General features: G+C 69.8%; 14 protein-coding genes. 8 read left to right on the forward strand and 6 right to left on the reverse strand.

Annotated elements, in window-relative coordinates:
* Positions 1-568 (forward strand): hypothetical protein (locus Q0L11_RS05085; RefSeq protein ID WP_296595819.1); only part of this gene is annotated, 568 nt, incomplete at its 5' end.
* Positions 569-572: 4 nt separating this feature from the next.
* On the opposite strand, the gene hisN is transcribed toward Q0L11_RS05085, so the two are convergent.
* Entirely contained in the window at positions 573-1,382 is an 810-nt protein-coding gene (hisN, locus tag Q0L11_RS05090) for a histidinol-phosphatase (protein WP_296595820.1), read from the reverse strand.
* Between the two features lie 30 nt (positions 1,383-1,412).
* Positions 1,413-1,808 (reverse strand): helix-turn-helix domain-containing protein, encoded by a 396-nt coding sequence (locus Q0L11_RS05095; RefSeq protein WP_296595821.1) that lies wholly within the window; start codon positions 1,806-1,808, stop codon positions 1,413-1,415.
* A gap of 104 nt (positions 1,809-1,912) precedes the next feature.
* Between Q0L11_RS05095 and Q0L11_RS05100 the strand changes: the two genes are divergently transcribed.
* Positions 1,913-2,827, forward strand: a complete 915-nt coding sequence (locus tag Q0L11_RS05100; protein ID WP_296595822.1) for a lysophospholipid acyltransferase family protein — start codon at positions 1,913-1,915, stop codon at positions 2,825-2,827.
* Here the strand turns inward: Q0L11_RS05100 and Q0L11_RS05105 are convergent.
* From Q0L11_RS05105 to Q0L11_RS05115, 3 genes are all read right to left on the reverse strand, one after another.
* Complete coding sequence (locus Q0L11_RS05105) at positions 2,824-3,039, reverse strand: DUF2093 domain-containing protein (RefSeq protein ID WP_296595823.1); 216 nt, start codon at positions 3,037-3,039, stop codon at positions 2,824-2,826. The two genes, Q0L11_RS05100 and Q0L11_RS05105, sit on opposite strands and share 4 nt — an antisense overlap.
* A 29-nt stretch (positions 3,040-3,068) precedes the next feature.
* The gene (gene xseA, locus Q0L11_RS05110; protein WP_296595825.1) at positions 3,069-4,523 is read right to left on the reverse strand and encodes an exodeoxyribonuclease VII large subunit; all 1,455 of its coding nucleotides are present in this window, start codon (positions 4,521-4,523) and stop codon (positions 3,069-3,071) included.
* Between the two features lie 130 nt (positions 4,524-4,653).
* Entirely contained in the window at positions 4,654-5,157 is a 504-nt protein-coding gene (locus tag Q0L11_RS05115; protein WP_296595826.1) for a GcrA family cell cycle regulator, read from the reverse strand.
* A gap of 233 nt (positions 5,158-5,390) precedes the next feature.
* On the opposite strand from Q0L11_RS05115, the gene Q0L11_RS05120 reads away from it, so the two are divergent.
* Positions 5,391-6,209: an ABC transporter permease gene (locus Q0L11_RS05120; protein ID WP_296595828.1), complete on the forward strand. Its 819-nt coding sequence runs from the start codon at positions 5,391-5,393 to the stop codon at positions 6,207-6,209.
* A gap of 113 nt (positions 6,210-6,322) precedes the next feature.
* Here the strand turns inward: Q0L11_RS05120 and Q0L11_RS05125 are convergent, their stop codons facing one another.
* Positions 6,323-7,177 carry a helix-turn-helix domain-containing protein gene (locus Q0L11_RS05125; protein ID WP_296595830.1) on the reverse strand — a complete coding sequence of 285 codons (855 nt, stop codon included), beginning with the start codon at positions 7,175-7,177 and terminating at the stop codon, positions 6,323-6,325.
* A 163-nt stretch (positions 7,178-7,340) separates the two neighbouring features.
* On the opposite strand from Q0L11_RS05125, the gene Q0L11_RS05130 reads away from it, so the two are divergent.
* The 5 genes from Q0L11_RS05130 to Q0L11_RS05150 form a co-directional block, all read left to right on the forward strand.
* The gene (locus Q0L11_RS05130; RefSeq protein WP_296595831.1) at positions 7,341-7,853 is read left to right on the forward strand and encodes a hypothetical protein; all 513 of its coding nucleotides are present in this window, start codon (positions 7,341-7,343) and stop codon (positions 7,851-7,853) included.
* A complete protein-coding gene (locus Q0L11_RS05135) occupies positions 7,850-8,815 on the forward strand; it encodes a LysR family transcriptional regulator (protein ID WP_296595833.1) in 966 nt (321 codons plus the stop codon). Before Q0L11_RS05130 ends, Q0L11_RS05135 begins: the two co-directional genes overlap by 4 nt.
* Positions 8,812-9,165 carry a helix-turn-helix transcriptional regulator gene (locus tag Q0L11_RS05140; RefSeq protein ID WP_296595834.1) on the forward strand — a complete coding sequence of 118 codons (354 nt, stop codon included), beginning with the start codon at positions 8,812-8,814 and terminating at the stop codon, positions 9,163-9,165. The genes Q0L11_RS05135 and Q0L11_RS05140 overlap by 4 nt, the downstream gene beginning before the upstream one ends.
* On the forward strand, positions 9,162-9,476 hold the full coding sequence (locus Q0L11_RS05145; RefSeq protein ID WP_296595836.1) for a helix-turn-helix transcriptional regulator: 315 nt from the start codon (positions 9,162-9,164) through the stop codon (positions 9,474-9,476). The genes Q0L11_RS05140 and Q0L11_RS05145 overlap by 4 nt, the downstream gene beginning before the upstream one ends.
* A 227-nt stretch (positions 9,477-9,703) precedes the next feature.
* Positions 9,704-10,616 (forward strand): TonB-dependent siderophore receptor (locus Q0L11_RS05150; RefSeq protein ID WP_296595837.1); only part of this gene is annotated, 913 nt, incomplete at its 3' end.

The following is a 10,616-nucleotide window of genomic DNA, read 5'->3' on the forward strand; positions in this document are numbered from 1 at the left end:
GGGCAGCAGCCCGGACTGCGCGAGCGTGCGCATCGCCCCGGCCCCGGCCGCGAAGCCCGCTCCGGCCCCTGCCGCCAAGAAGCCCGCTGCGAAGAAGACTGCTGCTCCGAAGGCGGCCGCAGCGCCCAAGGCCGCTCCGAAGGCAGCCGCGAAACCGGCCGCCAAGCCCGCTGCGGCTCCGAAGGTCGCCGCAGCGAAGCCGCCGGCGAAGGCCGCGGCGCCGAAGCCCGCCGCCAAGGCTGCGAAAGCTGAGGCCAAGCCTGCGGCGAAGCCCGCTGCAGCCAAGGCGGCTCCGAAGGCCGCCGCGAAGCCGGCCGCTCCCAAGGCGGCGCCCAAGAAGGCTGTGGCTCCGAAGCCCGCGGCCAAGCCAGCCGCGAAGCCGGCCAGCGCCAAGGCTGCGAAGCCGGCGGCCAAGCCCGCTACCGCCAAGGCGGCTCCGAAGGCGGCTCCGAAGGCTGCTGCGAAACCCGCCGCCAAGCCTGCGGCAGCGGCCAAGCCAGCCGTCGCCAAGAAGCCCGCCGCCCCCAAGAAGCCTGCGGCCAAGAAGTCGCCTGCCGCAAAGAAGTAGTCGGCTACTTCGCCGAGCGCCTCAGGGCGACCAGCGCCTCGTCGAGGCAGGCGCGGTCGCCCGCGATGGCGATCTGTCCGCCGTGTCTTCCCACGGGCTCGCCTCGCCAGTCGGTGGTGAGCCCGCCGGCGCCCGCGATCAACGGGATCGCCGCCTCGATGTCCCAGGCCTTCAACCCGGCCTCGATGACCATGTCCATCGTGCCGGCCGCGACCATCGCATAGGCGTACGCGTCGCAGCCCAGCCGGGCCAGTTTCGCGGCCGCCCGCACCTGAGTCCAGGCGCCCAGCTCGGCGCCGTCGAAGCAGCCCTCGGGGTCGGTGGTGGCGATGACCGCGTCGGTCAGTTTGGGACAGGCCCGCACGCGCAGCGCCTGAGTCCCTTCCCGTGTCACCAGGCGCGATCCGCCAGCGTGGCCGATGTACAGTTCGCCCAGGAAGGATTGGCCGATGGAGCCCAGGACGGGAGCGCCCTCGTGCCGCAGGCCGATCAGCGTGGTCCACAGGGGCAGGCCGGCGATGAACGCGCGGGTGCCGTCGACGGGGTCCAGGACCCATACGAACTCGGCGTCGGGCCGATCCTCGCCGTACTCCTCGCCGATGACGCCATGGTCGGGATAGCGTTCGGCGATCAGCGCGCGGATGGCGCGCTCGGCGCCCTTGTCCGCTTCGGTGACGGGGTCGAACCCGGCCTCGTGCTTGTTCGAGAGTCCGTGCTCGCCGCGGAACAGGGGGAGGATCGATCCGGCGGCGACACGGTTCAGCTCGACCAGGAAAGCGTCGAGCTCTTCAAGGCGGGCAGGATCGAGGGTCATGCCCCCGCTTACCCTGCCTTGCGGCCGGACTTAAGCCTCGATCTCGCCGTTCATGGCCTTGGCGAGGTCCAGCAGGCGGCGGCGGGGCCGTTCGCCGAGCTGGTAGTACGCATGGATCAGGTCCTGCGTCTCCTTGCTGGCCAGCGTCTCGGTGGAGGACGCCGCGTTCTCGCGCTCGATGCTCTCCCGCTGGTCGCGGGTGAGGCCTTCGTAGAAGTAGCTCACGGGCACTTCCAGCACCTCGGCCAACTGCCACAGGCGGGCGGCCGACATGCGGTTGGCGGCGCATTCGTACTTCTGAATCTGCTGGAAGCGGACTCCGCAGGCGTGCGCCAGTTCTTGCTGGGTCAGGCCCAGAAGACGGCGGCGACGACGCAGACGCCGGCCCAGGTGGATGTCGATCTCGTCCATGGAATCCCCGACCATGATTTCCCTTCGTCCCGGTTCGGGACTCCGTGGTTGAGACATCGCAATTCGCACGCCAGCCGCCTCCATTGCCGAACGTGAGCGACCGAGCCTAGGAAGACTGGATGGCCGCACTTAACCATTCATACGTGTCGAAACTCATTTGGATGCTCGAAGCCGCGGTTTTTGACGCTGCTTTAGCCCTAACCCGTATCTTTCCGGTTGATTCCGTTTCAAATTTTGGCGGATCGCTGTTTTGCGTCCTTGGCCCCTTGACGGGGGCGAACCGGGTGGCCGAGCGCAACCTGCGCATCGCCTTTCCCGAAGCGGACAGCGCCGAAATAAACTCACTCCTCCGGGCGCAATGGATCGAACTGGGAAGGTCGCTAGCCGAGATCCTCGTTCTCGACCGTATTGTAGCCGACTCAGGCCGCGTGCAAGTGGAGGGGGAAGCTTCGCTGGGCGCAATCGCCGCAGGGGCGGGGCCCGTCGTCTTCATCTCGGGCCATTTCTCGTGCTTCGAGCTCATGGCTGCCGCCATCGTCCGCGCCGGCGTGAACTGCCAGGTCACGTACCGCGCCATGAACAACCCTTACGTCGACGAACGCGTTCGGAAGAACCGCTTCCGCTACGGCGTGCGTCTCTTCGCACCGAAGGGTCTCGAAGGCGCCCGCGAACTGATGAGGGCGCTCCAGCGTGGCGAAAGCGTGGCCCTGATGAACGACCAGAAATTCAATGGCGGCGTCGCAGCCCCGCTCTTCGGCCACATGGCCCATACCGCGCCCGGCCCAGCTACCTTCGCCCTGCGGTTCGGCGTGCCGATCCAGCCCATGAGCGTGCAGCGGGTGGGGCCGGGGGCCCGGTTCAAGGTGATCGTCCACGAGCAGATGCGGCTTGCGGACACCGGCGATCGCGAGGCGGACATCGCGGCCGGCGTGCGCCGGATCAACGCCTTCATCGAGGACCGCGTGCGGGCCCGGCCCACCGAATGGTTCTGGGTGCATCGCCGGTGGCCCAGCGAGGAGTACCGGAAACGCTAGCGCGTCTCCTGCCAGCGCTTCAGGGACTCCGCGGGGCCGACGTAGGCCTCCTGCAGCTCGGCGCTCCAGTAGCGGAGCTGCTCCAGCGGGATCTTCTGACCGGTGACGGCGCACAGCACGTAGCGGCCCGGGCGCAACACGGCATAGTCGCCGTCGCCGTAATGCAGCTTGGCCAGGTCGTTGGCGCCGAGGTTGCGATCGTGGGCGTTCATGGCCCCTATTTAGCGCGCGGGCGCCGGTCTTAGAAGAGGTCGCCCTGTGCGGGTCCCTCGGCCTTGGGCTTCGGCCGGGCCTTGGGCGCGGGCGCGACAGGCGAGGCGCCTCCGCCCTCGCCGTCGATCACGGCCCGGCGGGTGACCTTGTCGCCGAAGGTGATCGCCACCTCTTCGCCGCTGGTCAGGGCCGCCCCGGCATGGACCAGTGAGCCGTCGGCGCGCGCCACCCGGGCGAAGCCGCGCTGCAAGGGCCGGTCGGGGTCCACCGAGGCATAGAGCTTGGAGAGGCCGTCCAGCCGCTCGGAGAGGCGCTCCAGCCGCCTTCGGAACGAAGGCTCCAGCCGCACGGCCAGCCGTTCCAGCCGATCCTTCTGCACCTGCTGCGGTCGCTGCAGCAGCAGGGGGGACAGGCGGGAAGCCACCCGCACGAGGTCACGCTCATGCGCGGCCGCGTTGCGGGCCAGGCCCGCGCCCAGCTTGCCCGAGACGATGTCGAACCGCTGCTCGGCCAGCCGAACGAGGTCGGGCACGCGCTTCAGCGCGCGGTCGGCGTGGGCGATGCGGCTGCGCCGGTCCTCCACCACGCGTCCGCCGCAGCGGTGCATCCGCGCGCCCAGGTCGGAGACCAGCGCCTTCAGTTCCGCCAGCACCGGGGTCGCCATCTCGGCCGCCGCCGTGGGGGTCGGCGCGCGGCGGTCGGAGACGAAGTCGATCAGGGTAGTGTCGGTCTCGTGGCCCACCGCGCTGATTAGGGGGATGGTCCCCTCGGCGACCGTGCGGGCCAGGGTCTCGTCGTTGAAGGCCCAGAGATCCTCCACCGAGCCGCCGCCGCGCGCCACGATCAGCACGTCGGGCCGCGGGACCGGCCCGTCGGGCGCCATGGCGTTGAAGCCGCGGATCGCGCCGCAGACCTGCGCCGCCGCCGTTTCGCCCTGCACCACCACCGGCCAGACGATGACCCGGCAGGGCCAGCGGTCGCGGACGCGGTGCAGGATGTCGCGGATCACCGCGCCGGTCGGGCTGGTGATCACGCCGACGACGGCTGGCATGTCGGGCAGGGGCCGCTTCCGCGACGGCTCGAACAGGCCCTCGGCCGCCAGCTTTTGCTTCAGCCGCTCGAGCTGCGCCAGGAGGGCCCCAACGCCCGCGGCCTCCATCGTCTCGATGACGATCTGATAGCGCGATCCTTGCGGATACGTCGTGATCTTGCCCGTGACGACCACTTCGAGCCCGTGTTCGGGCCGGATGGACAGGTTGCGGACGCTGCCCTTCCAGACGACGCCGTCGATCGCGGCCTTCTCGTCCTTGATGGTCAGGTAGACGTGGCCGTTCGAGTGGTGCGTGACCTTGCTGAGCTCGCCGCGCAGCCGCACGAACCCGTACGAGTCCTCCAGCGTCCGCTTCAGCGCGAAGGCCAGCTCCGAGACGGAATACGCCTTGGCGTTGCCGGAGGTGTCGGGACTCGTCGCGGCGTCAGTCATGTCGGAAAGCTAGAGCCGCTCACGCAAAAAGAAAGAGACGCGTCCGGGACCTCAAGGAAGCTTTCGCAGCCCTCGGTTCCGAACGCGCCTCCCATCCCCAACGGATAGTCAGACCGCTCTCCAGCGGATCTCAGATGTAGCGGCGCAGGCTCCGGGCGAGTTCGGCGGCGCTGGACTTCTTCTTCGCCTGGGCCGGCTGGTAGGCCACCGTGGCGTGTTCGTGGCAGTAGGGGCCGTTCTCTTCCGAGCGGCGGCCGCAGAAGGTGAAGTTGTCGAGGGACGGATCGCCGATCGGCCACTTGCACATGTGGGCGCCCAGGGTCAGCACCGTGGCCGTGCCGGGCGTTTCGTCCACGTACCGCACCGGCGACGGCGCGGGCGTGGCCGCCACCGGCTCGGCGATCCGGCGCGGCGCCGACGGCGAGGCCGCGACGGGGCGTGCAGGACGCGGCGCCTTGAAGACGGTGCGTTGCGGCTTCGAGGGCGCAGCCCGGCCCGAAAGGCCAAGGCGGTGCACCTTGCCGATGACGGCGTTGCGAGTGACGCCGCCCAATTGCTTGGCGATCTGACTGGCCGAAAGGCCGTCCTGCCAGAGCTTCTTCAGAAGTTCGACGCGTTCGTCGGTCCAGCCCATGGTCTCGCCTCCCACCCAAGGGGTCGGCGCCGCCCCCAAAGACTGCGCCGAGATCAATATCTTGTGGCGCCGAGAGAACTCCGCCGCCACCAACCACTATCAGTAGTAAACAACTCATTGACGGCCACAATAGGCGCCATGCCCGTCATCCACAGGAACTAGATGTTGATTCGAGTTTGGGCGCCGGGGGGCATGGCCTTGCGCCGCGCCGCCGCAGCGCGCACATCTCGGCCATGCGCGACATGCCCCTCGACGAGACCGTCCTTCCGCCGCAGCCGCGGGCCTATCACGGTGTGAACTGGGAGGGGCTGAAGACCCTCTACGTGCGTGAGGTCCGTCGGTTCATGAAGGTGGGCATGCAGACCCTGGCGGCGCCGGTGGTCACGGCCCTGCTCTATATGCTGGTGTTCGTGGTGGCCGTCGGCGGCGGACGAGAGGTTCACGGCGTGGCCTACGGTACGTTCGTCGCCCCCGGTCTGATCATGATGCAGATCCTGTCGAACGCCTTCGCCAACTCATCGTCGTCGCTGCTTCAGGCGAAGTTCAATGGGCTGATGGGCGACTTCATGACCCCGCCGCTCAGCCCCGCCGAACACGTGGTGGGCTTCGGCGGCGGCGCGGCCACGCGCGGCATCGTCGTGGGCCTGATCAGCCTGGCCGCTGTCCTGCCCTTCGCCCGGTTGCCAGTCGCCCAGCCCTGGGCCGTGGCCTATTTCGGTCTGGGCGCGGCGCTGATCATGGGCTTCATCGGCATCATGGCTGGCCTCTGGGCCGAGAAGTTCGACCACATGGCCGCGGTGACCAACTTCGTCATCATGCCGATGACGTTCCTGTCGGGGACCTTCTATCTCGTCGAGCGCCTGCCCGAGCCGTTCCGCTCGTTCAGCCACTACAACCCGTTCTTCTACCTGATCGACGGCTTCCGCTACGGCTTCATCGGCCGCGCCGAGAGCAACCTGATCGTCGGCGTGATCATGACCGCGGTGCTCACGCTGGTGCTGGGCTGGGCCTGCCTGTGGATGTTCCGCACGGGCTATAAGATCAAGACCTAGGGGATCTCCCTCCTCCTAATGGGGAGGGCGGCGAGGGCAGCGAGACGGGTGGGAAGTCGCGACTGGGCGTTGAGCTTGATCGATAGCGCCCCACCCCTCTTCATCGAGAGGGACTAAGCCCTCAGCACCTCGGACGGGGTCACGCCGAGCAGGCGGCGCATCCAGCGGGCCAGGTGGCTTTGGTGGGCGAAGCCGGTCTCCAGGGCGACCTGGGCGATGCTGGCCCGCCCCGCCAGAAGCAGGCCGCGCGCCCGCTGCACCCGGCGCTCCATCACATAGGCGTGCACGGACTGGCCCATCGTCCGTCGGAAAAGCGTGGTCAGGTGCGGAATGCTGATGCCGGCCACCTCGGAGAGCTGCTCCAGCGTGAGCTCGCCGTCCAGGTGCGCCTCCACGAAGTCCACGATCCGGCGAACCTGCGGCTTGGACAGCGTTTGGAGGCTTGTCGTCGACGGCGAGGCGAAGTTCTGCAGCAGGCGGGTCGATAGGGCCGTGGCCAGGCTGTCGGCATAAATCCGGCCGGCCGGGGCGGGCGCCTGGAGTTCGGCCACGAGCGCGCGGACCACATGCTCGACCAGCGGGTCCCGGGCCCCGATCTTAGGGGCGAGGTCGGCGCGGCCGCCGGGTAGCCCCAGCGCTTCGGCGGTCGACGACAGCAGGCCCGGCGACAGGCGCACCGAGACCATGTCGCATGGGGCATGGTCCTCCCAGACGCCGCCGGCGCCGCCCGGCACCAGGTCGAAGTCGTAGGGGCTCTGCACCCGGAAATGGCCGACGCCCTCGCAACTGCAGTCGGTCGGCACCGCCGGGGTCAGGTAGAAGATCACCCGATGCTCGGCCATCACCCGGCCGGGGTAGCGGCCCGGGGTCGCGTGGACCTCGGTGGCCGCCAGGGGGCCCCACTCGCGCTGACGACCGAAGGTCAGGGTGGGCTCGGACGCGTCTTTGAACTTGAACGGATAGGTCATCGCCAGCCTGTGGACGCAAGAGCAGCGCCAGGCGACGGCCGAGTCAAAGGCAAAGCGGCGAACGGTCCGCCGCGATCATCGGAATGTGCTCCGGCCCGTCGAAACGTGCGCGACCGTCGCGACCGTGGGGCGGCAACGTCGGTGGGTTGCAGGAGACCCGAGCATGACCGCCGCCCTACCGTCGATCGACGCCCCGCCGGCGCGGGGTCTCGCTGCGCGCATAGCCTTCGCAGGGCTCGCGGGCGGCGCGGTGGATTTCTTCTACGCCAATGCCGTCGCCCTCACGGCCGGCAAGTCGCTGGCCAGTCCATGGCGGGGTGTCGCAAGCGGCTGGATCGGGGCCGCGGCCCGTGAAGGAGCCGGCCCCGTCGCGCTCGGCCTCGTCACCCACTTCGCGGTGGCGAGCTGCATGGCAGCCGCCTTCGTCCTTGCAGCCCGGCGCATGCCGCTACTCGGCCGCCGGCCGCTAGGGGCGGGGGTGGCTTACGGCCTTCTGCTGTACCTGCTGATGTACCGGGTGGTGCTGCCGCTGCGCTGGCCCGAGACGTTTCCAAAGTGGGATGGGACGCGTTCGCTGCTGGATATCGCCGCGCATGTCGGCGTGGGCCTGGCGATCGCCTGGGTCGCCGCGCGGGGCGAACGGGCGCCGATCGCCGGGCAGGCGGCGGCTCGATGACGATCCACGACGGCCTTCCTTCCCGAAGCAGCGCCGCCAGGCGCGCCGCCGATGCGTCCGCTGCGCAGGACATCGCCGCGCTGCGTTCGGCCCTGCTGGTCCGCGAGCATCTGGGCTTCCGCCGGGCATCCGAGGCGCTCGGCGTCAATCCGTCGGTCCTGTCGCGCCGTGTCCTGGCGCTTGAAGACGCGCTCGGCGTGTCGCTGTTCCAGCGTTCGCCCGGGGGCGCCCGGCCGACCGGGGCGGGGGAGCGCTTTCTCTCGGAGGTGGAACGCGCGCTCGACCTCCTGGCCAAGGCCGCGGTGCGCGCCGGGGCCGCCGGGCGGGGCGAAGTCGGCCGCCTGCGGCTCGGCCACGTGTGGCCGGTTGCCGCCGGGCCGGCGGAAGCCATGCTGCGCGCCTATCGCCGCTCCGCCTTCGACGTCGAACTGGAGCTGCGTGTCGGCTCCGCCGCCGAACTGACCGCCGCCGTCCTCGACCGCGAACTGGACGTCGCGCTGATCGACGCCGACGACGTCGCCCCCGGCCTGGACGGGCTTCCGCTTTGGGCCGAGCCGTGGCTGCTGGCCCGGCCGCTAGACGGTCCGGATCAACCCCTAGGCCAGGCGCCGGTGCTGTGCGCGGCCGGCGACGATTGGATGCGGATCCAGAAGTTGGTCGCCACCCGGGGCGGCGCGCGGGGCGGCGTGCGCGTGCAGATGACATCGCACGACGGCGTGCTCAGCCTCGTCGCGGCCGGCGTCGGCCACGCGGTTGTGCCCCAGAGCGTCGCCCACGCCACCCGCGCCGCCGTCGCCTTCTCGCCCATGCCGGGCGCGGTCGCCCCCCTGCGCCTGACGGCCGCCTGGCGCAACGACCACGACAACCCGGCGCTGCGCCGCTTCGTCAGCCTGCTGCGGACAACGCCCCTGGACGTCGATGCGGTGGTGAAGCCGCTGCGCGCCGCGGGAGGCCGGGGATGAACGACCCGGTCGCCGCGGCCCTCGACGCGCTGGGCGATCCCACGCGACGCGAGCTCTACGAGCGGATCCTGGCCCGGCCCTCGCGGATCGGCGCGCTGGCATCGGCGGTCACGGTCACCCGGCCGGCAGTCTCGCATCACGTGCGCGTCCTCAAGGACGCCGGCCTGGTGCGCGAGGAGGAGGGCGTGCTGGTGGCCGCGGTCGATCCACTGCCCCGGTTGCGGACCTATTTCGACCGCCTGTGGTTCGAGGCCTCGGTGGGCGAGGGATGGCTGCGCGAGCGGTTCGCGGTGTCGCGGCGCCTCCAGGCGATGGACCCTGAGGCGCCGGCGCCCCGCCGCAGCGCATGACGCGCACGACCTCGCCGGACGTATTCCGCGCGCTGGCCGAGCCGGTGCGGCGACGCCTGCTCGAACGTCTGGTCGCGCGGCCTGCGTCCGCCGGCGAGCTCTCCCGGCGCCTGGGGATCCCGCGCGTCAACGTCAGTCACCATCTCGGCGTCCTGGCTGCGGCGGGCCTGGTGGAACTGCGCCAGCGCCAGGCCGCCGTTCGACCCGCCGCCTTGCTGCCCGTCCGGCGCTACTTCGACGAAGCTTTGGCGAGGGCGGCGATCACCCTGTCAGAGTCGGCGAATCCTGTGGCGCCGCAAGCACGCCGATAAGCAAAATCTTCGTTTCTGTCCTTCGATTTTTTTACGTCGATCGGGCCAATACACCGGGTCGTTCTGGGTGTTGCTTTCTACGCAGCGCCTGTTGCTTGACGGTCGATTGACCGTGTTTGTGACCCAAACGTAACTCCTCGTCACCGGGTCTCGTCACAGAGGCCGAAACCTTTCCTGTGGGGAGCGGCGACGCCGCACGGCGAACGTCCGCGAAGGGGATATCGATCGTGAACAAGCATTCCGTACGCGCCCGCCTTCTGGCGTCTTCGATGATTTGCGGCGCGGCCATCGCCGCGGCCGGCCCAGCCTTCGCCCAGACTGGCGGCGCGGATGAGGTTTCGGAAGTTGTCGTCACGGGCACGCGTATCCCGTCGCCGAACCTGGAGAGCGTCAGCCCGGTCACCGCGGTGAGCGCGGCCGAAATCAAGGCGACCGGCGTGACCCGTGTCGAGGACATGATCAACAGCCTGCCCCAGGCTTTCGCGGCGCAGGGCTCGTCGGTCTCCAACGGCTCCACCGGCACCGCCACGGTCAGCCTGCGTGGCCTGGGCCCGACGCGGACTCAGGTGCTCATCGACGGGCGCCGCCTGATGCCCGGCACGCCGAACACGACGGGCGCCAACCTGGCGCCCGACATCAACTTCATCCCTTCGGCCCTGATCGAGCGCGTTGACGTGCTGACCGGCGGCGCCTCGGCCGTGTACGGCGCCGACGCCGTCGGCGGCGTCGTCAACTTCATCATGTCGCGGCGGTTCGAAGGCGTGCGGGTCGATGCGCAGTACGGCCTCTACCAGCACGACAACTCAAGCCCGATCGCCGACGTCGTCCAGGCGGCCCAGAACGAGGCCGCCAACCCGCAGTTCTTCCAACTGCCGAAGGACAATGTCCGCGACGGCGAGATGAGCCAGGTCACCCTGGTCATCGGCGTGAACTCGCCGGACGGCAAGGGCAACGTCACGGCCTACGCCGGCTACCGCCACGTGGAGCCGATCCTCCAGGGCAACCGTGACTTCTCGTCCTGTACGCTGAACTCGGGCGACACCTTCGCCGCCGCCGGCTGCGGCGGTTCGGGCACCGCCTTCCCGGCGCGCGTCGGCAGCTTCGTCGTCGACCCGGCCGGCCCGGGCAACACCTTCCGCG

It is taken from the genome of Phenylobacterium sp., from assembly GCF_024508875.1.
Taxonomy (GTDB): Bacteria; Pseudomonadota; Alphaproteobacteria; order Caulobacterales; family Caulobacteraceae; genus Phenylobacterium.

What these genes read in the sequence shown, in the direction of transcription:
- Q0L11_RS05115 (WP_296595826.1), bottom strand. Translation starts at nt 5,157, where the DNA reads ATGGGCTGGACCGACGAACGCGTCGAACTTCTGAAGAAGCTCTGGCAG.
- Q0L11_RS05140 (WP_296595834.1), top strand. Translation starts at nt 8,812, where the DNA reads ATGAACGACCCGGTCGCCGCGGCCCTCGACGCGCTGGGCGATCCCACG.
- Q0L11_RS05145 (WP_296595836.1), top strand. Translation starts at nt 9,162, where the DNA reads ATGACGCGCACGACCTCGCCGGACGTATTCCGCGCGCTGGCCGAGCCG.
- Q0L11_RS05135 (WP_296595833.1), top strand. Translation starts at nt 7,850, where the DNA reads ATGACGATCCACGACGGCCTTCCTTCCCGAAGCAGCGCCGCCAGGCGC.
- Q0L11_RS05100 (WP_296595822.1), top strand. Translation starts at nt 1,913, where the DNA reads ATGGCCGCACTTAACCATTCATACGTGTCGAAACTCATTTGGATGCTC.
- Q0L11_RS05105 (WP_296595823.1), bottom strand. Translation starts at nt 3,039, where the DNA reads ATGAACGCCCACGATCGCAACCTCGGCGCCAACGACCTGGCCAAGCTG.
- Q0L11_RS05130 (WP_296595831.1), top strand. Translation starts at nt 7,341, where the DNA reads ATGACCGCCGCCCTACCGTCGATCGACGCCCCGCCGGCGCGGGGTCTC.
- Q0L11_RS05095 (WP_296595821.1), bottom strand. Translation starts at nt 1,808, where the DNA reads ATGGTCGGGGATTCCATGGACGAGATCGACATCCACCTGGGCCGGCGT.
- xseA (WP_296595825.1), bottom strand. Translation starts at nt 4,523, where the DNA reads ATGACTGACGCCGCGACGAGTCCCGACACCTCCGGCAACGCCAAGGCG.
- hisN (WP_296595820.1), bottom strand. Translation starts at nt 1,382, where the DNA reads ATGACCCTCGATCCTGCCCGCCTTGAAGAGCTCGACGCTTTCCTGGTC.
- Q0L11_RS05120 (WP_296595828.1), top strand. Translation starts at nt 5,391, where the DNA reads ATGCGCGACATGCCCCTCGACGAGACCGTCCTTCCGCCGCAGCCGCGG.
- Q0L11_RS05125 (WP_296595830.1), bottom strand. Translation starts at nt 7,177, where the DNA reads ATGACCTATCCGTTCAAGTTCAAAGACGCGTCCGAGCCCACCCTGACC.